Genomic DNA, 18600 nt, shown 5'->3' with positions numbered 1-18600 from the left:
AAACCAGCAAACTACGCATGCGACAATTCTGCATCAACTCTCACAGGAACACTCATGGGCTTTTTGACCGGCAAAAAATTACTGATCACGGGCGTGCTGTCCAACCGCTCCATCGCCTATGGCATCGCCAGGGCGTGCCACGCTCAGGGCGCCGAACTGGCCTTCAGCTATGTCGGGGAGCGCTTCAAGGACCGCATCACCGAATTTGCTGCCGACTTCGACTCCAAACTGATTTTTGATTGCGATGTCGGTGACGATGCCCAGATTGACAAGCTTTTCGCGGACCTCTCCAAAACCTGGCCAAACTTTGACGGGCTGGTGCACAGCATTGGTTTCGCGCCGCGCGAGGCCATTGCGGGGGACTTCCTAGAAGGCCTGTCGCGCGAGGGCTTCAAAATTGCCCATGACATCAGCGCATACAGCTTTCCCGCGATGGCCAAGGCGGCGCTGCCCTACCTCAACCCCAAGTCCGCGCTGCTCACCTTGACCTACCTGGGCGCCCTGCGCACGATTCCCAACTACAACACCATGGGCATGGCCAAGGCCAGCCTGGAGGCCAGCGTTCGTTACCTGGCCGAATCGCTGGGCCCCAAAGGCATGCGGGTCAATGGCATCAGCGCCGGGCCGATCAAGACCTTGGCTGCCAGCGGTATCAAGGATTTCGGCAAGCTGCTGGGCATGGTGGCTGCAGCTTCCCCGCTACGCCGCAACGTCACCATTGAAGATGTGGGCAATGTGGCGGCCTTCCTGCTGTCCGATCTGGCTTCCGGCGTAACCGCTGAAATCACCTACGTAGACGGCGGCTTCAGTCACACCGCGGGCATAGGGCGCGAGACCGACCCTGCTGTGGTTTAGGGTTAAAAAGTGCTTCCGGCCCTTTGGTTACGGGCGCTGGTAGCTATGAAATCAATGGCGGATAGGTGGATGTCAAAGGCGTTGCCAATAGTCATACCGCCAAGCTGTCGTAAAACCCGCCCGGCGGTAAAGCGCCTGGGCCGCGGTGTTGGCGGCTTCCACCTGCAAAAAAACACGTTCGATGCCTCGGCTCGCCGCGGCATCAGCCAGACCGGCCAGCACTCTGCCCGCCAGCCCCTGTCCGCGATGGCTTTGCGCAGTGCGCATGCCGTGCACACTGGCCCAGCCATGACCAAACGCCGCCGCGCCGCCAGCCAGCACTGCGGCGCCGCCCGAGATACCGGCATAAACAGAATCCCGCGCGCGGCTCAGTGTTTTGACCCGGCTCGCGCCATCGACCGGGTCAAAACCCTCGCCGAGGAAAAGCGCCGTCCACGCCGCATCCGGAGCGTCGGCACATGCAGCGGGAGGCTGCCCCGACACCTGTCGCATGTGTTGCACCGTGCCCACCTGCACGAGAGTCGGTTTGTGGGCGCTGTAACCCCGTTTGCGCAGTTCTCGGCGCAATGCGTCAAAACAAGGGGCAGTGGCAACACGAAAAATCGCCGGGAAACCCTTTTCGGCGTAATACGCTTCGATCCACTCAATCACCCGCAGGTCGCAGGATGTGTGCTGAAGCGGAACCGCACTTTTTGCACGGCCCACCGTTCCGCTGTCCACCGGCAGGAGCCAGCCCTCCCGCTCCTCCAGCGTTTCGGGGGAAACTGCAGCCAGGGTGGCGCGTTCTATGGAGGCAATACCATCAGCATTCATTCAGGATCCGTGGATAAAAAAATGCGACAACCCAGTCATCGCCCGCATCGCTACGCGGCAAACCGGATTAACAGCAAAGATACTATTGTTTTGATAGCTGGCGGCGACCGCCGTACCTGGCCTGCGGCGTAAATCATGCATGAATTTACCACCATGACACCAAACCACTGCTCCATCGGCAAGCGCCCTTTCCGCACTGTTGCCGCCAACCTCATCCTGCGTGGGCTGTTCATGCTGGCGAGCGTGCTCGTGGCCTCGCTGCCGGTGGCTGCGGCCGCACCTGCAACTGGCACCCCCGCCCTGATGCTGGCCAATGTTTACCACCCCGGTATCGCGCTGCAGGACTATTGGGTCAGCGAAAAATATGATGGCGTCCGGGGATTCTGGGATGGCGAAAAACTGCTGACGCGCGGCGGTGAGCGCATCATGGCGCCGGCCTGGTTCACCTCGGGCTGGCCGCAGGAACCCATCGACGGCGAGCTCTGGGCCGGTCGCGGCCAGTTCTCCAAAGCCGTGTCCACCGTGCGCCAGCAGGCCGCTGACGATGCGGCGTGGCGCGCCATCCGGTTCATGGTGTTTGACATGCCCGCCCATCCCGGCGTTTTCACTCAGCGCATTCCAGTGCTAAACGGGCTGGTCAGCCGCATCGGCCAACCGTGGGTGCAGGCGGTTCCGCAGTTTCGCGTGGCCAGCCATGCGGAGTTGCAGCGCCTGCTGGCAAAAACCGTCAAGCTCGGTGGCGAAGGCCTGATGCTGCACCGCGGTGAGTCGCTCTACAAGGGCGTGCGCAGCGACGATCTGCTCAAGGTGAAGACGCATGAAGACACGGAGGCACGCGTTGTTGCCCACATCCCCGGCAAGGGCAAGTACACCGGCATGATGGGCGCATTGCTGGTCGAGATGCCGGGGTCGGCAGGCAAGCCCGGCCCGCAGTTCAAGCTTGGCACCGGCTTCAGCGACGAGCAGCGCCAGCACCCGCCCTCAGTGGGCAGCACTGTCACTTACCGCTTTCGGGGATTGAACGACAGCGGCATTCCACGCTTTGCCAGCTTCATGCGGGTGCGGGAAGATGCGGCTCCGGCCCGCCCCTGAGTGCCATGGCGCAAGTGCCGGGCTTGGCTTTCGCACTTACTCCTTCACGCAGTCCGCAAAATAGTGCTTCTTGCCGCTCTCGTCTTCCATTTCAACCAAGCCATGGATGTCGGTCTCAAAGCCCGGACACTGGGCATTGAACTCGCGTGAGAACTTCAGGTAATCAACGATCTTTTTGTTGAAGACCTCGCCCGGAATCAAGAGCGGAATGCCCGGTGGGTAAGGCGTGACCAGGCCGACCGTGATGCGGCCTTCCAGGTGGTCAATTTCCACCCGCTCGGTCTTGTGCAGCGCAATGTGCGCGTAAGCGTCGCTAGGCTTCATGGCCGGTTTCAGGTCGCTCAGGTACATGTCGGTGGTCAGGCGCGCGATGTCGTACTTGGCATACAGGCTGTGGATGTGTTGGCACAAATCGGCCAGACCCATTTTTTCGTAACGCGGGTATTTCTGACAGAACTCCGGCAGGATGCGCCACATCGGCTGGTTCTTGGCGTGGTCGTCCTTGAACTGCTGCAGCGCGGTCAACATGCTGTTCCAGCGGCCCTTGGTGATGCCGATGGTGAACATGATGAAAAAGCTGTACAAACCGGTTTTTTCGACCACCACGCCGTGCTCGGCCAAAAATTTGGTCAAGATGCTGGCCGGAATGCCGGTCTTGGCAAACTTGCCGTTCAGGTCCATGCCTGGCGTGACGATGGTGGACTTGATGGGGTCCAGCATGTTGAAGCCTGTGGCCATTTTGCCGAAGCCATGCCAGTTGACGCCGGCCTTGGCATTCTTTGACTCTCCTTTGATGATCCAGTCTTCCGATCGGCCAATGCCCTCGTCCACCAGCTTGTCCGGTCCCCAGACCTTGAACCACCAGTCGTCGCCGTATTCCTCATCGACCTTGCGCATCGCCCGGCGGAAGTCCAGCGCCTCGGCAATGCTTTCTTCAACCAACGCTGTGCCGCCCGGCGGCTCCATCATGGCGGCAGCCACGTCGCAGCTGGCAATGATGCTGTACTGCGGCGAGGTGGAGGTGTGCATCAGGAAGGCCTCGTTGAAGAGGTGCCTGTCCAGCTTGACGGTTTGCGAGTCCTGCACCAGCACATGGCTGGCCTGGCTGATGCCTGCCAGCAGCTTGTGGATGGATTGGGTGGCGTAGACCATGGCCTCCTTCGGACGCACCCGCTTTTTGCCCATGGCGTGGTAGCTGCCGTAGAAGGGGTGGAAGGCGGCGTGCGGTAGCCAGGCCTCGTCGAAATGGAGGTTTTCGACATAGCCGTCGAGCATGCGCTTGATGGTTTCGGTGTTGTACAGCACGCCATCGTAGGTGGACTGCGTGATGGTCAGCACGCGTGGTTTGACGGTTTTGGCGTCCACGCCCTTGAGCAGCGGATTTGCCGCGATCTTGGCCTGGATAGAGGCCTGCTCAAACTCTTCCTTGGGGATCGGGCCGATGATGCCGAAGTGGTTGCGCGTCGGCTTCAAAAACACCGGTATCGCCCCGGTCATGATGATGGCGTGCAGGATGGACTTGTGGCAGTTGCGGTCCACCACCACCACGTCGCCCGGTGCCACCGTGTGATGCCAGACCATCTTGTTGGACGTCGACGTGCCATTGGTCACGAAGAAACAATGGTCCGCATTGAAGATACGGGCGGCATTGCGTTCAGAGGCGCCAACCGGGCCGTCATGGTCCAGCAGCTGGCCCAGCTCTTCCACTGCATTACACACGTCGGCACGCAGCATGTTCTCGCCAAAAAACTGGTGGAACATCTGGCCCACCGGGCTTTTCAGAAAGGCGACGCCGCCGGAATGCCCCGGGCAATGCCAGGAGTAGGAGCCATCTTCTGCGTAATCGAGCAGCGCCTTGAAAAACGGCGGTTGCACACCCTCCAGGTAACTCTTGGCCTCGCGGATGATGTGGCGCGCCACAAACTCCGGCGTGTCTTCAAACATATGGATGAAGCCATGCAACTCGCGCAGGATGTCATTGGGAATATGGCGCGAGGTTTTGGTCTCGCCGTAGACGTAAATCGGTACGTCCAGATTCTTGCGGCGGACTTCCTCAATGAAATGGCGCAGGTTCAGCACCGCAGGGTCCAGATCAGGGCCAGGCGTAAATTCTTCGTCGTCAATCGACAAAATAAAAGCGCTGGCGCGGCTTTGCTGCTGCGCAAACTGCGACAGGTCGCCATAACTGGTGACGCCCAGCACCTCAAGGCCCTCCGTTTCGATGGCTTGCGCCAGCGCACGAATGCCCAGGCCGGAGGTGTTTTCAGAGCGGAAGTCTTCGTCGATGATGACGATGGGGAAGCGGAATTTCATCAAAAGGCCTTTGCCTGGAGCGGTCAAAAAAAACGGATCAGGGCCGAAGTGTAAGGACATTTGTTGACCGGGGGAAAGGACGGGCCTTCATCAAGCGCGGTTAAGCTTGCCAGCGGGCATTTGTGGCCCAGAATGTAGCTTTTACGAAACGGGAGGAAGCAGAACATGGCTGAATCAACAATCTGGTGGTTGCTGGCGGGAGGCGCTGTGGCGCTGGAGCTGGCAACAGGCACGTTTTACCTGCTGATGTTGGCGGTGGGCTTGGCTGCTGCTGCCGTAGCAGCGCATCTGGGTCTGGACCTTACGGGGCAGATGCTGGTAGCGGCCGTGGTTGGCGGCGGTGCGGTGGTGCTCTGGCACTGGAAGCGCAGCAAGGAGCCCAAACCAGAGCATGCTCAGGCCAACACAGACGTGCAAATGGACATTGGCGAAACCGTACACGTGGCGCAATGGAATGCCGATGCGACTGCCAACGTCAAATACCGCGGGTCGCAGTGGTCCGTGGTGCTTGCAGACAGTGACGGGATACCCGAGCCTGGGCTCTTCAAGGTCAGGGAGCTGCACGGCAACCGGCTGGTTGTCGCCAAACTGTGAGACAGTCGGCGGTGTCTTGCTAGGGACCAAGCCGCCTGTTTAATGATTTACCGGAGAAAACAAAATGAAAATGGAAATTGCACTCGTCATTCTCGTGATTGCAGTGATTTTTATCATCCGCAGCATGAAGGTGGTGCCGCAGCAAAACGCCTGGGTGGTTGAGCGGCTGGGCAAGTACCACGGGAGCTTGACACCAGGCCTGAACTTCCTGATCCCCTTCATCGACCGCGTGGCCTACAAGCATTCGCTCAAGGAAATTCCACTGGACGTGCCCAGCCAGGTCTGTATCACCCGCGACAACACCCAGTTGCAGGTGGATGGCATTTTGTATTTTCAGGTGACTGACCCGATGCGTGCCAGCTACGGCTCATCCAACTACATCGTTGCCGTAACCCAACTCGCCCAAACCTCATTGCGTAGCGTGATCGGCAAGCTTGAGCTCGACAAAACCTTTGAAGAACGCGACATCATTAACGCCCAAGTGGTCGCCGCCATTGACGAAGCCGCGCTGAACTGGGGCGTTAAGGTGCTGCGCTACGAAATCAAGGATCTGACGCCGCCAAAAGAAATCCTGCACGCCATGCAGTCGCAGATCACCGCCGAGCGTGAGAAGCGCGCCCTCATCGCCGCCTCCGAAGGTCGCCGCCAGGAACAGATCAACATTGCCACGGGTGAACGCGAGGCCTTTATCGCCCGCTCTGAGGGCGAAAAGCTCGCTGCCATCAACAACGCCCAAGGTGAAGCTTCGGCCATCACAGCTGTGGCGGAGGCCAATGCGCGCGCCATTGAAGTGGTTGCCGCAGCCATTCGCCAGCCCGGCGGGGAAATGGCCGTGCAGCTGAAGGTCGCAGAAAAAGCCGTGGAGGCCTATTCACGCGTCGCTGCAGACGCCACGACAACGCTGATTGTGCCCAGCAACATGACCGAGGTTTCTGCCCTGGTTGCTTCTGCCATGAAGATGGTTCAGTCCACTTCAAAAACCGCCTAAGTTTCAACCCTCGCGCAAATGACCACCCAAAACGTGCTGGGCACCGAACTTGTTCCTTGCTCATACGATCCGCTGACCGGTTATTTCCGCGACGGTTGCTGCAATACCGACGAATCTGACTTGGGATCGCACCTCATTTGCGTGCGGGTGACACCGGATTTTTTGAGGTTCTCAATGGAACGCGGCAATGACCTGTCCACGCCGCGTCCCGAATACCGTTTTGCCGGCCTCAGGCCGGGCGACCGCTGGTGCCTGTGCGCCAATCGCTGGCGCGAAGCGCTTGAAGCCCGCGCAGCGCCCCCTGTGGTGATGGAGTCCACCCACATCAATGCACTCGAATTTGTGACACGGGCCCAGCTGGAAAAGCACCGCTTCCACAACGTCGCCCATTAACCCGCTCACAAGCACTGCTACAATCAGAGGCTTCGCGGAAGGGTGGATGAGCGGTTTAAGTCACACGCCTGGAAAGCGTGCGTAGGGTTAAACCTACCGCGGGTTCGAATCCCGCCTCTTCCGCCAAAAGTAATGGCTGCTGTGAGTTTCCACACAGCAGTTAAAGCTCCTGAAAGCCCAGCATGTCTGGGCTTTTTTGTGCCCGCTCGCTGACAAGCGAGCAAATCTACCTGGAAAGCAGACAAAAAAAAGCCACCTCGCGGTGGCTTTTTAGTGAGCTATGGGATTTATTCCAGAGCAGACTTCTTGCCTTCCTTGTAGTTATACAACGTGATGGCCGGGTTTTTCAACTCGCCGTTTGGCAGGAATTCAATGGTGGTCGTGATGCCCTTGAAGCTGGTTTTGATCAGCTCTGGGGTGTAGACCTTGGGGTCGATCGAGTTGGCGCGTTTCATGGCTTCAACCAGAACAAACGTGGCGTCGTAGGTGTACGGGCTGTAGACCTGGAACTGGTTCGGGTACTTCTCGTCGTAACGCTTTTTCCAGTCAGTGCCGCCTGGCATTTTGGCCAAAGATGCTCCGCCTTCAGCGCAGATCACATTGTCCAGAGTCTTGGCGCCACCAGCGAGTTTGGCGATCTCTGATGTGCAGATGCCGTCACCACCGAAGTACTTGACCTTGCTCATGCCCAGCTGCTCCATCTGGCGCAGCATAGGGCCAGCTTGTGGGTCCATGCCGCCGTAGAACACAGCGTCAGGGCCTTTGGCCTTGATGGCGGTCAGGATGGCCATGAAGTCAGTGGCTTTGTCAGTGGTGAACTGCTCGTCAACCACGGTCATGCCTTTTTCTTTGGCAGTCTTCTTGAAGATGTCAGCAACGCCCTGGCCGTAAGCGGAACGGTCGTCAATGATGGCGACTTTTTTCAGCTTCAGTTTGTCAGCTGCATAAAACGCCAAGCCAGCACCCAGAGCCAAGTCATTGGCGATGATGCGGTAAGTGGTTTTGTAGCCAGGCTTGGTCAGGTCAGGGTTGGTAGCCGCGCCGGTAACGTGAGGGATACCGCAGTCGTTGTAGACCTTGGAAGCAGGAATGGTGGTTCCGGAATTGAGGTGACCGACCACGCCAGCGACTTTGGAGTCGCACAGTTTTTGTGCGGCAGCAGTGCCCTGTTTTGGATCGGCAGCATCATCTTCAGCCACGATTTCGAAAGTGGCTTTCTTGCCACCGATCATGACGCCCTGTTTGTTCAGGTCTTCAATGGCCATGCGGACGCCATTTTCGTTGTCCTTGCCGTAGTGAGCCTGGGCGCCAGAAACTGGAGCAACGTGGCCGATTTTGACAATAATCGAGTCGCCAGACGGTCCGGCTGGACCCGCAGGGCCGGCTGGGCCAGCAGGGCCAGCGGGTGCAACCACCACCGCAGGGGAAGCAGGTGCCGGTACAACGACGACAGGCGCAGGCGTCTCTTTTTTTCCGCACGCGACGACCAGCATGGCGGCCAAAGCAACCGCAGTCCATTTCATTTGCATAAATTCACTCCAATTATTAGGAAACTACCTTAAAGGTTGAGAACACTTTTTTTGCTCAACGGGACCGAACATATCGCAATTCTCGCGCCCGCGCCATAGCAAGCTTCCCTAGGTGACCGTGTTCTGCTACCTCAGCCTCTTTGTTGCTCATGATTAGCGCAGCTGATACCCGCCCCTGTGGGCGCCACTTTGGGCTGACCTGGGCCGACTTGGCGAGGCTACCCGGCGGCAAGTCGCTCAATATTTTTCTGCCAGCTGAATGGCCAGTTCCTGCTCAAAAGCCTCGTTGACAGACTGCCGGATGGCAATTTCGATTTCATCGCGCAGACTGGGTGCGAGCGTCTGGGTATGGGCGAGTACGACCCGGCCTACTGTTTCCCTCAAAAGGCGGTCCAAGGTCAGGTCGACACGCTGCATCACCCGATGCACCATCTGTTCCTGTGTGTGCATCAGATCTGCAGCAGCCGGCGCGGTTTGCGGTATGGGGGCGGGCGAAACCGCAGACGGTGCGGCCTGAACTACCTCTGTCAGAGTGGGTACAAAACGGGGTGGCAAGGCTGAGCGTGTCATGGTTTTTCCGTTGTGTTGGCCAGATCGTGACGCTTCATCTCGTAGCCACGGTCCGCGTAGTGTTTCCAGCGGGCGCGCGCAGCCGCCCTGTCATCGTCGGCCCGGGTGACCAGTTCAATAAAACGCTCAAAACGCTCAAAACCAGAGGGCACCCCAATTCCGAGATTAACCAGGACGTCATGATGGGGGCAATCGTCCAGCGTACTGGCCAGCACAACCGGACTGGCCGCCACAGATGACGCCGGTGCACCGGACTGGCAGTGCGGCACAAACTCCAGCGCGGAGAACGTCCACAACATCTGATCCAGCCTGCTCAAGACCTCTGGCTCCGCCGTCACCACCACCCGCGCACCACCGCAATAAGCCTTGCGCAGCAGCCGGCAGCTGTAGCTCAGCTTGTCCGGCACGTTGAAGTGGAAGGCGACTTCGGTCATGCGCGTGATTTAACGGCAGGACGTGCCGTGCGTTTAAGCGTCGGCTTTTTGGCAGCCTGAACCTGACCGAGCAGAAAATCAATGAGCAGCGGGACGGGCCTTCCTGTTGCGCCTTTTGCAGCGCCGCCCTTCCAGGCGGTGCCTGCGATATCAAGGTGCGCCCACGGGAATTTGCCGGTAAACCGCTGGAGAAACTTGGCCGCCGTGATGGAGCCCCCTGCCCGCCCAGCGACGTTTGCCACATCGGCAAAGTTGGTTTTCAGCCCTTCGGCGTACTCGTCGTCAAGCGGCATGCGCCAGCACAGATCCAGCGAGCTGTCCCCCGCCGATGTCAGCGACTGGGCCAGTGCGTCGTCGCTTGAGAACAGGCCGCTTCGAATGCTTCCCAGCGCGATCACGCAGGCGCCGGTAAGTGTGGCAATGTCCACCACGGCACGCGGCTTGAAACGCTCAGCATAGGTCAGTGCGTCACACAACACCAGCCGCCCTTCGGCGTCGGTGTTGAGGATTTCAATGGTCTGTCCGCTCATGCTGGTCACCACATCGCCGGGCTTGACGGCGCGGCCATCGGGCATGTTTTCGCATGCCGGGATCAGCCCCACCACATTAAGGGCGGGCTGCAGAGCGCCCAACGCGCGGAAGGTCCCCAGCACGCTGGCGGCCCCGCCCATGTCGTACTTCATCTCGTCCATCTCGGCGGCGGGTTTCATGGAAATGCCGCCGGTATCGAAAGTAATACCCTTGCCCACCAGAACCACGGGGGGCTCGGTTTTGGGGCCCCCGTCGTAACGCAGCACGATGAAGCGCAATGGCTCTTCCGAACCCTGCGCAACAGCCATGAACGAGCCCATGCCCAGCTTGGCGACTTCTTTGGGTCCCAGGACGTCGACCTTGATGTTGGGCAGCTTGCCCAGTTCCCTGGCGGCCTGGGCCACGAGTGTCGGCGTGGCGTGGTTGGCTGGCCGGTTGGCCCACTCCCGCGCCAGCGAGACGCCCTGGGCAAGAGCCACGCCCCTCGAAAAACCGGCTCGGGCTTCTGCAAGCGCTTTTACGCCAACGACCACCCGGTTCAATTTCTGCGCGGCTGGTTTTGATTTGGTGGTTGTGTAAACATAGCTGGCGTAGTCACACGCCTGCACGGCGGCCTGCGCCGCCTCGGAATCGGACCCGCGCAAGGCGCTCAAGGCCAGCACAACACGTCGTGCCGGGCCGCCCCTCAATGCGCCCATGGCTGCTGCAACAGCAGTCTTCACACTTTTTGCACTGCCATCACCGGCGCCTACCAGCACCACACGCGTCGCCGCAATGCCAGCCGGAGCGTAGGCACCCAGCAACTTGCCGGCCTTGCTTTCAAAGTCTCCGGATTTAATTGCCTGCGCAACGAGGCTGGATACCGGATCTGCTGCGGAGGCCAGGCCGTCCGGGACCAGGACGATCAGCGCGTCGCATTTTTCAGTGCAAACTCGGGCAAGGGTCAGGGATTTAAGTTCAAAGTCCATAATTGGGGATTGCGCGACCAGTGCGCGATAGGCAAACGTTGGGGAATGCGCCGGTTCACCGGTTTCAGGCGCTGGGCTATTTAAAGGCAAGTTTCAGGTAATGTTATTCGAATCTTCGATCCGCAAAGAGTTGGCGCGCAGTTTTGGGGCAACCCTTGTGGTTTTGATGACCATCGTGATCACAATCATCCTGATCCGTACGCTGGGGCAGGCTTCGCGCGGTAGCGTCAACCCGCAGGATGTGATGATGGTCATGGGCTACTCCGCCTTGGGGCGCCTGCCCATCATCCTGACACTGTCCCTGTTTATTGCCATGGTCAGCACGCTTTCCCGGATGTACCGCGACAGTGAAATGGTGGTCTGGTTTGTCAGCGGCCGCGGTCTGGCTGTTTTTCTGAAGCCCCTGTTCCGCTTCGCCTGGCCAGTGCTCCTGGTCATCACGCTGTTGTCGGTGTTTGTGTGGCCCTGGTCCAACCAGCAATCTCAGGAAATGAGAGACCGCTACGAACAGCGCGGCGACCTTGACCGGATTTCTCCCGGGCAGTTTCAGGAGTCATCGAATGGAAACCGCGTGTTTTTCATTGACCGCGACCTGAGTCAGGAGAAAGCCAGCAGCAATGTTTTTATCGCCTCCACCGAAAAAGGGAAACATTCGGTCACCACGGCGCGCGCCGGCCGGATCGAAACCGTGGGTGGTTCGCAGGTGCTCATGCTGGACAACGGGCAGCGGCTGGAGAACCAGATCGGCAAATCGGCTATCAAAATCACCGAATTCGGAGAATACGGGAGCAAGGCCGGTGACGACCCGCTCATTAATGGCAAGCTGCCTGAACGCTCCATGTCCACCCGTGAGCTTATTCGCGCACCCACACCGATTAATCAAGGCGAGCTTGCATGGCGACTGGGCATGGCCCTGGCCGCGATCAACTTTGTGGTGATTGCCCTGGCGCTGGCCAGCGTCAACCCACGCGCCGGCCGCAGCGGCAACCTGATCTTTGTTCTGTTCACCTTCGTGGTTTATCACAACCTGCTCAACCTGGGCCAAAGCTGGATCAGTGTGGGTGCAGCCAATTTCGGCTCGTTTTTGGTGGCGCTGCATGGTGGCACCCTGCTGCTTGCGCTGGCCTGGTTGACCAAGCGTCACCTGAACTGGACGTTCAAAGGGGCAGCCAACCGCCAGCGTCAACGCAGGACTGGGCTGCAACCCGTCAAGGCCTCACCATGAAAACCGTACGCCGCCTGATATACGGGGAGGTGCTTGCCTCCATCGCATTTGTGACCGTCGGTTTTCTGGCGCTGTTTTTCTTTTTCGATCTGGTTGATGAGCTGCAATACCTCGGCAAAAACGCCGCTGGCGCACTGAGCTCCGACGCCAATTCGTACCAGATCCGACACGCACTGATGTATGTCGGGCTGTTGATCCCCAGCCATTTGTATGAGCTGGTTCCCATTTCCGTCTTGATAGGCACCATTTTTGTAATGGCGCGTCTGGCCCAGAGTTCGGAGTACACCATTTTGAGGACCAGCGGACTCGGCCCCTCGCGTGCGCTCAAGCTGCTGCTGACACTGGGCGCCTTTTTTGTGGTTCTGTGCTTTGTGATTGGCGACTACCTGGCCCCCGTTGCCGACCGGGCTGCACAGCTGCTCAAGGCCCGTTACCAGGGCCGCATCACCATTGGTCAGACGGGCGCTTGGCTCAAGGAGAAGCAGGCTTACAACAGCTATGTGGTCAACGTAGGCGCCCTGTCTGCAGACAACGAAATGCAGGGTGTACGGGTTTTTGAGTTTGGCAACACGGGGCAGCTGGTGTCCATCACACGCTCGCCTGTCGCCAAATTTGCGTCGGACGACTCCTGGCTGCTCGAGGGCGGCACCCGCACGGAATTCGCCGTGAACGCAGGACAGGCTACAGGTGCGACGGCTGGCCGCGACTCGGCCAAAATCACCATCAACAAGATTGATACCTACCGATGGCCCACCGAAATCAGCGCCGAGATGGTCTCCGTTGCCGTGCTCAAACCGGAGCGCATGTCCACCATTGATCTCTTTACCTACATTCGGCACCTTACAGCCAATGGTCAGACGGCCCAGCGTTATGAGATCGAATTCTGGAAGAAGGTTTTTTACCCGCTCAGCTGCCTTGTGATGGTGGTTCTCGCCCTGCCCTTTGCTTACCTGCACTTTCGCAGTGGCGGCATTGCTGCTTATGTGTTTGGTGGGGTCATGATCGGTATCAGCTTCTTTTTGCTCAACAACGTTTTCGGCTATATCGGCAACCTGCAGAACTGGCAGCCCTGGCTGGCTGCGGCTGCCCCGGGCCTCTTGTACATGGCGATTTCGCTGGGCGCCTTTGGCTGGCTGGTGCTCAGACGATGACCACGCCGGGAATCATCCTCTTTGCCCATGGCTCCCGCGACCCTTTGTGGCATCTGCCGATCGAGGCGGTCGCCAGCGCCATCCGCGAACGGCAGCCTGACGTTCAGGTCAGTTGTGCCTATCTGGAGCTAAGCAGCCCTGACCTGATGAGCGCTGCTTCCAAAATGATAGCTAATGGTGCCCGCCACATAAGGGTGTTTCCCCTCTTTTTGGGTGTAGGCAAACACGCACGTGAAGATTTGCCCGGCCTGATTGCGCAGCTACAGGCCCTGCATCCCGACATTCCCGTGGAATTGCTCCCCGCCGCTGGGGAGCATCCCCAGCTGACCACCTTGATGGCCGATATAGCTTTGTCGTGATTCAGGCCCATCGAAGCCCGTCCTTAGTCTCAAACGGGCATAATGAAGCGAATAATTAGCCTCATTACGATATGAATCTTCATCAATTTCGATTTGTCCAGGAAGCGGTTCGGCGCAACCTGAATTTGACTGAAACAGCGCGTGCGCTGCACACCTCACAACCCGGCGTTTCCAAGGCCATCATTGAACTCGAAGAAGAGTTGGGCGTTGAGATTTTCGCGCGCCACGGGAAGCGCCTCAAGCGCGTGACCGAGCCCGGCGAGCACGTCCTGAAAAGCATTGAACTGATCATGCGTGAAGTAGGCAACCTTAGACGCATAGGCGAGCAGTTTTCGGCCCAGGACAGTGGCACGCTGTCGATTGCCACCACCCACACCCAGGCTAGGTATGTGCTGCCGGTACCGGTTGCCAAGCTTCGCGAAGCCTTTCCCAAAGTTAACGTGAGCATGCACCAGGGTTCGCCCGATCAGGTGGCCCGCATGCTGATTGATGAAGTCGCCGAGATCGGCATTGCCACCGAATCCCTTACCCAGTACGAAGAACTGGTTACCCTACCCTGTTATGAATGGCAGCACATGCTGGTGATGCCCGCTGACCACCCGCTGGCCAAACAGGAAAACATCACGCTGGAAGACCTGGCGCTGCAACCGCTGATTACCTATCACCCATCCTTTACCGGCCGAACCAAGATCGACCTGGCCTTTGCTGCCAAACGCCTGCAACCCCGTATTGCGCTTGAAGCGATCGACTCCGACGTGATCAAGACCTATGTTCGACTGGGTCTTGGCGTAGGCATCGTGGCGGAAATGGCCATCAAGGACGACGGCACCAACAGCGACCTGCTGTCACGGGAGGCAGGCCCACTCTTTGGTGTGAACGTAGCACGCGTGGCTTTCAAGCGCAGCGCCTACCTGCGTAATTTTGTTTATAAATTTGCTGAACTGCTTAGCGACAAACTTGACCGCGCTGCGGTCACCAAAGCCATGAGCAGCCGCCCCAACGACCTGGATATCTGACCCTCATGACGACTGCCCAAGCAACCATCCTGACGCGCACGCCTCCTCTCCGAAGCAAATTGCCAGCGGTCGGGACCACGATTTTTACCGTGATGTCGACGCTGGCGCTTGAAAAAGGCGCGGTTAATCTTGGCCAGGGTTTCCCGGACTTTGAATGCGACCCACTGCTGGTCAATGCGGTGACCGATGCCATGACCCGTGGCTTGAACCAGTATCCGCCCATGACGGGTGTGCCGGTTCTGCGCGAGGCTATCGCGTCAAAGTTGCAGCAACTGCACGGCAAAACCTACAACCCCAACACAGAAATCACGGTCACTGCTGGAGCCACACAGGCCATCATCACCGCGATATTGGCGGTGGTTCACCCCGGCGACGAAGTCATCGTGCTGGAGCCGTGTTACGACAGTTATGTCCCCAACATCGAACTGGCTGGCGGTGTGGCCGTGCGGGTTCCTTTGACGCCGGGCAGCTTTCGGCCGGACTTCGACAAGATATCTGCCGCCATCAACAGCAAAACACGCGCCATCCTCATCAACACGCCGCACAACCCCAGCGCAACCGTATGGACGCGCGAAGACATGCTGCGACTTGAGGAGATCCTCGCGCCCACCGACGTCCTGTTAATCAGTGACGAGGTGTATGAACACATGGTGTTTGATGCAGCCCAGGGTCGCGTGCACGAAAGTGCGGCCCGGTTTGCAGGACTGGCAGCGCGCGCATTTATCGTCAGCAGCTTTGGCAAGACGTATCACGTCACTGGATGGAAGGTCGGGTATGTGGCGGCACCAGCCCCTCTGACCACCGAGTTTCGCAAGGTGCACCAGTTCAATGTGTTCACCGTCAACACACCGGTGCAGTACGGTCTGGCAAGCTACATGGCTGACCCCAAGCCCTACCTGGACTTGCCAGCTTTTTACCAGCGCAAACGCGACCTGTTTCGTGAAGGGCTGGCCAAAACCCGATTTAAGCTGCTTCCCAGTGAAGGGAGCTACTTTCAATGCGTGGACATATCAGAAGCAACTGATATGAATGAAGCCGATTTCTGCAAGTGGCTGACCACTGAAATCGGCGTTGCAGCGATTCCGCTGTCTGCTTTTTATGGTGACGGATTTGACCAGAGGGTCGTGAGGTTTTGTTTTGCGAAGAAAGATGAAACTTTGAATTTGGCGATTGAGCGGCTGGCCAAGCTATAAAAACAATAGCGGACTATCCGCGGCCGTAAAGGGCAGACTGGCACTTTTTTTTTGCGGTCACCTTCAAGCGGCGCCAACCCCGATGGGTGCGGGGGCGGTTAGCAGGATGCGCGTAAACAGCCGGTCATAAGACGGGTCGCGCACACCGCCGGCCAGGGGGTCGCGATCAAGCAGGAAGGCGGCGTCCAGTTCAGCCCAGTCGTCATCTGTCAGGATTTTCTGTGCTGCGGGCAGCAGTTGCGTTTCTTCAATGCGCATGTGTTCCATATAGAACGCCACATAGGCCTGGGCCGCTTCAGCAAAAGCCGCCCGCCGTGGTTCTCCCACCAGTTCCCAGGCCAGCAGCAGATGCTGCAGCTCACGCACCTTGCCCTCGCTCCTCATGTGGTCGAATTCCAGACGCCGGATCACGGGCATCAAATCGGTTGCGGCACGAGCGAGCCTCGGAAACAGCAAATTTGACTCTTTGGGGTGATGCAGCTTCTCGGGAAACTCGTCGATGTAAAACAGCATCGCACGCAACACGTCAAAAAAGCGCTCGGGTTCGTCTCCCGGACCGCGCGCCAGCATCATCGACAGCGAGCGCAACACCGCTGTCACGGCCGCGTGCTCGTCGCGGATGATTTGAAGGGTGGTATTTGGCATCCCGGCAGCTTCACACAGACGGCGTCGATTCGATTTGATCCACATCAACTCCCGGTGTATGCAACTGAGGGAGGCAGCGCCCACAAACTGTAGGAAGCCCCTGACGGCAACTCAGCGCACCTTCCTGCTTGTCCTCCGGGACAAACCGGCAAGAATCAATTCACCTAATAACAAGGAGTATTTATGTCCATATCAATGATTCTGCTCATCGTCCTCATCCTGATCCTGGTGGGCGCTCTCCCAACCTGGGGCCACAGCCGCAGCTGGGGTTACGGGCCAAGTGGTGGTTTGGGTCTCGTCGTCATCATCCTGATCATCCTGCTGCTCATGGGCAAGATATAGACAGCAACTGCGAATAATGAAAAAGGGGTTCAGCGTAAAGGCTGAGCCCTTTTTTTATGGCTGACGAATCAGCTGGTCAGCCGCGCAAGGTCGGCACCAACCTTGTCAAAGACCTCACGCCAGTCACCCATGCAGCTCTGCCTGTACAGCGTCGCCGAGTCATACCAGGGGCTGTCGCTTCTTTCCAGTAGCCAGCGCCAATCGGGATTGAAAGGAAGCAGCACCCATACCGGCCTGCCCGTGGCACCTGCCAGATGCACCACGCTTGTGTCGGCACTTACCACCACGTCAACCAGTTCGCACAGCGCCGCGGTGTCTGTGAAGTCGGTTATCTCTTGCCCCAGCTGGAGTATTTCCGGATGACGATTCAGGCATTCCTGGTCGGCCGGTCGTGTTTCCTTTTGCAGGCTGATGTACTGACAATTGCCCGGCAATTTTTTCAGAAGCTCAGACAAAAGAATACTTCGGTTGTGGTCGTTCTTGTGCCCGGCGCTCCCGCTCCACACCAGACCCACGCGAGGTTTTGTCCGGGGTCCGAGACGCGCTTGCCACTGAGTCACTTTTTCAGGGCGAGGTGCCAGGTAGCCGTCCGCTGAAGGTAAGTTTTGCAAGGTCGTTTTAAATGCCCGGGGCAAGCTCAGCAAGGGACAGTGAAAGTCAAACGGCGGAAGCGCACCGCCCTTGGCGACCAGTAGCTCGACACCTTCAAGACCTGCCATCAAACCCATCAGAGGCTCCTGCACGTCCAGCACCACACGCGCGCCAAGCTTGCTTACCAGCGTGGCATATCGGGAAAACTGAATCGTGTCACCCAGCCCCTGCTCGCTGTGCAAAAGAATGGTCTTGCCTGCCAGTGACTCTGCGCCTGTCCACCGCGGTTGAGGGAAATCGCGAAATGCATTCTCGTTGCGACGCCACTCGTATTTGTCCCAACCCTGCTCAAAATGGCCGAGCTGCAAATGGCACAGACCAAGATTCAAATTCGGAACTGTGTAGCCCGGCTTCAAGGCCATGGATTTTTCGTAGCTCGCAATGGCCGCCTCAGGCCGCCGCGTATCCCTTAACAGGTTGCCCCGGTTGTAATGGGCTTCTGCAAAATCGGGCTTGAGGGCGATGGCCCTGTCATAACTTTCAAGAGCCGCATCAAACTGCTGTAACTCTTTCTGGGTCGCCGCGCGGTTGTAGTAGGCGTCGGCGTAGTCAGGCTTAAGGGCGATAGCCTTGTTATAACTATCAAGCGCGGCTTGGGCTTGCTTCAAACTCTTGAAAGCATTGCCACGATTGCTGTACGCCACTGCACTCGTCGGGTTGACTTCCAAAGACTTTTCGATCCACGCAAGCGCTTCGACAAACTGCTTGGTGTTGAGCGCAACTGCGCCCAGCATGTGCAGCGCCTCAAAGTGGCCGGGACGGGCGGCCAGCACCTGATGAAACAGTGCGGCGGCCTCCGCCCATCGCTGGGCTTTGACCATTGCCTGACCTTGGGCCAAAGTAGCCTGGACACGCACGACCTGCTGATCGATCGCGAGACCCGGATGGTCCGCAGGTGGCGTGGGATCGGTTGTCATCCTGAAATTGTAGAGATTGAG

At 58.4% G+C, this 18600-nt stretch carries 19 protein-coding genes and 1 tRNA gene; 12 read left to right on the top strand and 8 right to left on the bottom strand.

Annotated elements, in window-relative coordinates; genetic code table 11:
* Positions 1 to 54: 54 nt before the first annotated feature.
* Entirely contained in the window at positions 55 to 855 is an 801-nt protein-coding gene (gene fabI / locus VE934_RS09900) for an enoyl-ACP reductase FabI (RefSeq protein ID WP_324886924.1), read from the top strand.
* Positions 856 to 927: 72 nt separating this feature from the next.
* On the opposite strand, the gene VE934_RS09895 is transcribed toward fabI, so the two are convergent.
* Entirely contained in the window at positions 928 to 1668 is a 741-nt protein-coding gene (locus VE934_RS09895; RefSeq protein ID WP_324886922.1) for a GNAT family N-acetyltransferase, read from the bottom strand.
* A gap of 231 nt (positions 1669 to 1899) precedes the next feature.
* On the opposite strand from VE934_RS09895, the gene VE934_RS09890 reads away from it, so the two are divergent.
* On the top strand, positions 1900 to 2760 hold the full coding sequence (locus VE934_RS09890) for a DNA ligase (protein WP_324887066.1): 861 nt from the start codon (positions 1900 to 1902) through the stop codon (positions 2758 to 2760).
* 36 nt (positions 2761 to 2796) lie between these two features.
* Here the strand turns inward: VE934_RS09890 and VE934_RS09885 are convergent, their stop codons facing one another.
* Complete coding sequence (locus tag VE934_RS09885) at positions 2797 to 5073, bottom strand: arginine/lysine/ornithine decarboxylase (protein WP_324886920.1); 2277 nt, start codon at positions 5071 to 5073, stop codon at positions 2797 to 2799.
* Between the two features lie 165 nt (positions 5074 to 5238).
* Here VE934_RS09885 and VE934_RS09880 point away from each other — a divergent pair, with 165 nt between their 5' ends.
* The 4 genes from VE934_RS09880 (at position 5239) to VE934_RS09865 (ending at position 7174) form a co-directional block, all read left to right on the top strand.
* Positions 5239 to 5667: an NfeD family protein gene (locus VE934_RS09880; RefSeq protein ID WP_324886917.1), complete on the top strand. Its 429-nt coding sequence runs from the start codon at positions 5239 to 5241 to the stop codon at positions 5665 to 5667.
* A gap of 70 nt (positions 5668 to 5737) precedes the next feature.
* A complete protein-coding gene (locus VE934_RS09875) occupies positions 5738 to 6655 on the top strand; it encodes a stomatin-like protein (protein ID WP_324887063.1) in 918 nt (305 codons plus the stop codon).
* A gap of 18 nt (positions 6656 to 6673) precedes the next feature.
* On the top strand, positions 6674 to 7048 hold the full coding sequence (locus VE934_RS09870) for a DUF2237 domain-containing protein (protein ID WP_324886915.1): 375 nt from the start codon (positions 6674 to 6676) through the stop codon (positions 7046 to 7048).
* 36 nt (positions 7049 to 7084) lie between these two features.
* Positions 7085 to 7174 (top strand) — tRNA-Ser (locus tag VE934_RS09865).
* Positions 7175 to 7335: 161 nt separating this feature from the next.
* Here VE934_RS09865 and VE934_RS09860 read toward each other — a convergent pair.
* The 4 genes from VE934_RS09860 to VE934_RS09845 form a co-directional block, all read right to left on the bottom strand.
* On the bottom strand, positions 7336 to 8577 hold the full coding sequence (locus VE934_RS09860; protein WP_324886913.1) for a branched-chain amino acid ABC transporter substrate-binding protein: 1242 nt from the start codon (positions 8575 to 8577) through the stop codon (positions 7336 to 7338).
* A gap of 237 nt (positions 8578 to 8814) precedes the next feature.
* Positions 8815 to 9147, bottom strand: a complete 333-nt coding sequence (locus VE934_RS09855) for a hypothetical protein (RefSeq protein ID WP_324886912.1) — start codon at positions 9145 to 9147, stop codon at positions 8815 to 8817.
* Positions 9144 to 9581: a DNA polymerase III subunit chi gene (locus VE934_RS09850; RefSeq protein ID WP_324886910.1), complete on the bottom strand. Its 438-nt coding sequence runs from the start codon at positions 9579 to 9581 to the stop codon at positions 9144 to 9146. The genes VE934_RS09855 and VE934_RS09850 overlap by 4 nt, the downstream gene beginning before the upstream one ends.
* On the bottom strand, positions 9578 to 11080 hold the full coding sequence (locus VE934_RS09845) for a leucyl aminopeptidase (protein ID WP_324886908.1): 1503 nt from the start codon (positions 11078 to 11080) through the stop codon (positions 9578 to 9580). The genes VE934_RS09850 and VE934_RS09845 overlap by 4 nt, the downstream gene beginning before the upstream one ends.
* Positions 11081 to 11180: 100 nt before the next feature.
* Between VE934_RS09845 and lptF the strand changes: the two genes are divergently transcribed.
* The 5 genes from lptF to VE934_RS09820 all read left to right on the top strand — a co-directional run bounded on the left by lptF (position 11181) and on the right by VE934_RS09820 (position 16024).
* On the top strand, positions 11181 to 12305 hold the full coding sequence (lptF, locus tag VE934_RS09840) for an LPS export ABC transporter permease LptF (RefSeq protein ID WP_324886906.1): 1125 nt from the start codon (positions 11181 to 11183) through the stop codon (positions 12303 to 12305).
* Positions 12302 to 13456, top strand: coding sequence for an LPS export ABC transporter permease LptG (gene lptG, locus VE934_RS09835; RefSeq protein ID WP_324886904.1), 1155 nt, complete (start codon positions 12302 to 12304; stop codon positions 13454 to 13456). The genes lptF and lptG overlap by 4 nt, the downstream gene beginning before the upstream one ends.
* Positions 13453 to 13815, top strand: coding sequence for a CbiX/SirB N-terminal domain-containing protein (locus VE934_RS09830; RefSeq protein ID WP_324886902.1), 363 nt, complete (start codon positions 13453 to 13455; stop codon positions 13813 to 13815). The genes lptG and VE934_RS09830 overlap by 4 nt, the downstream gene beginning before the upstream one ends.
* A gap of 71 nt (positions 13816 to 13886) precedes the next feature.
* Positions 13887 to 14831 (top strand): CysB family HTH-type transcriptional regulator, encoded by a 945-nt coding sequence (locus VE934_RS09825; protein WP_324886900.1) that lies wholly within the window; start codon positions 13887 to 13889, stop codon positions 14829 to 14831.
* A 5-nt stretch (positions 14832 to 14836) separates the two neighbouring features.
* Positions 14837 to 16024 carry a pyridoxal phosphate-dependent aminotransferase gene (locus VE934_RS09820; RefSeq protein ID WP_324886898.1) on the top strand — a complete coding sequence of 396 codons (1188 nt, stop codon included), beginning with the start codon at positions 14837 to 14839 and terminating at the stop codon, positions 16022 to 16024.
* A gap of 63 nt (positions 16025 to 16087) precedes the next feature.
* On the opposite strand, the gene VE934_RS09815 is transcribed toward VE934_RS09820, so the two are convergent.
* Positions 16088 to 16669, bottom strand: coding sequence for a hemerythrin domain-containing protein (locus VE934_RS09815; protein ID WP_324886896.1), 582 nt, complete (start codon positions 16667 to 16669; stop codon positions 16088 to 16090).
* A gap of 183 nt (positions 16670 to 16852) precedes the next feature.
* Between VE934_RS09815 and VE934_RS09810 the strand changes: the two genes are divergently transcribed.
* Positions 16853 to 17011: a DUF3309 family protein gene (locus tag VE934_RS09810; protein WP_324886894.1), complete on the top strand. Its 159-nt coding sequence runs from the start codon at positions 16853 to 16855 to the stop codon at positions 17009 to 17011.
* A gap of 68 nt (positions 17012 to 17079) precedes the next feature.
* Here VE934_RS09810 and VE934_RS09805 read toward each other — a convergent pair whose 3' ends face one another.
* Entirely contained in the window at positions 17080 to 18579 is a 1500-nt protein-coding gene (locus VE934_RS09805) for a tetratricopeptide repeat-containing glycosyltransferase family protein (protein ID WP_324886892.1), read from the bottom strand.
* Positions 18580 to 18600: the final 21 nt, after the last annotated feature.

Source organism: Polaromonas sp., from assembly GCF_035638815.1.
Classification (GTDB): domain Bacteria; phylum Pseudomonadota; class Gammaproteobacteria; order Burkholderiales; family Burkholderiaceae_C; genus Polaromonas.
Note: the sequence above shows the minus strand (reverse complement) of the source record. Positions and strands in the feature narration are given on the sequence as shown.

Excerpts from the sequence above, each read along its gene's own strand:
- fabI (WP_324886924.1), top strand. The coding sequence starts at position 55 with ATGGGCTTTTTGACCGGCAAAAAATTACTGATCACGGGCGTGCTGTCC.
- VE934_RS09895 (WP_324886922.1), bottom strand. The coding sequence starts at position 1,668 with ATGAATGCTGATGGTATTGCCTCCATAGAACGCGCCACCCTGGCTGCA.
- VE934_RS09890 (WP_324887066.1), top strand. The coding sequence starts at position 1,900 with ATGCTGGCGAGCGTGCTCGTGGCCTCGCTGCCGGTGGCTGCGGCCGCA.
- VE934_RS09885 (WP_324886920.1), bottom strand. The coding sequence starts at position 5,073 with ATGAAATTCCGCTTCCCCATCGTCATCATCGACGAAGACTTCCGCTCT.
- VE934_RS09880 (WP_324886917.1), top strand. The coding sequence starts at position 5,239 with ATGGCTGAATCAACAATCTGGTGGTTGCTGGCGGGAGGCGCTGTGGCG.
- VE934_RS09875 (WP_324887063.1), top strand. The coding sequence starts at position 5,738 with ATGGAAATTGCACTCGTCATTCTCGTGATTGCAGTGATTTTTATCATC.
- VE934_RS09870 (WP_324886915.1), top strand. The coding sequence starts at position 6,674 with ATGACCACCCAAAACGTGCTGGGCACCGAACTTGTTCCTTGCTCATAC.
- VE934_RS09860 (WP_324886913.1), bottom strand. The coding sequence starts at position 8,577 with ATGCAAATGAAATGGACTGCGGTTGCTTTGGCCGCCATGCTGGTCGTC.
- VE934_RS09855 (WP_324886912.1), bottom strand. The coding sequence starts at position 9,147 with ATGACACGCTCAGCCTTGCCACCCCGTTTTGTACCCACTCTGACAGAG.
- VE934_RS09850 (WP_324886910.1), bottom strand. The coding sequence starts at position 9,581 with ATGACCGAAGTCGCCTTCCACTTCAACGTGCCGGACAAGCTGAGCTAC.
- VE934_RS09845 (WP_324886908.1), bottom strand. The coding sequence starts at position 11,080 with ATGGACTTTGAACTTAAATCCCTGACCCTTGCCCGAGTTTGCACTGAA.
- lptF (WP_324886906.1), top strand. The coding sequence starts at position 11,181 with ATGTTATTCGAATCTTCGATCCGCAAAGAGTTGGCGCGCAGTTTTGGG.
- lptG (WP_324886904.1), top strand. The coding sequence starts at position 12,302 with ATGAAAACCGTACGCCGCCTGATATACGGGGAGGTGCTTGCCTCCATC.
- VE934_RS09830 (WP_324886902.1), top strand. The coding sequence starts at position 13,453 with ATGACCACGCCGGGAATCATCCTCTTTGCCCATGGCTCCCGCGACCCT.
- VE934_RS09825 (WP_324886900.1), top strand. The coding sequence starts at position 13,887 with ATGAATCTTCATCAATTTCGATTTGTCCAGGAAGCGGTTCGGCGCAAC.
- VE934_RS09820 (WP_324886898.1), top strand. The coding sequence starts at position 14,837 with ATGACGACTGCCCAAGCAACCATCCTGACGCGCACGCCTCCTCTCCGA.
- VE934_RS09815 (WP_324886896.1), bottom strand. The coding sequence starts at position 16,669 with ATGCCAAATACCACCCTTCAAATCATCCGCGACGAGCACGCGGCCGTG.
- VE934_RS09810 (WP_324886894.1), top strand. The coding sequence starts at position 16,853 with ATGTCCATATCAATGATTCTGCTCATCGTCCTCATCCTGATCCTGGTG.
- VE934_RS09805 (WP_324886892.1), bottom strand. The coding sequence starts at position 18,579 with ATGACAACCGATCCCACGCCACCTGCGGACCATCCGGGTCTCGCGATC.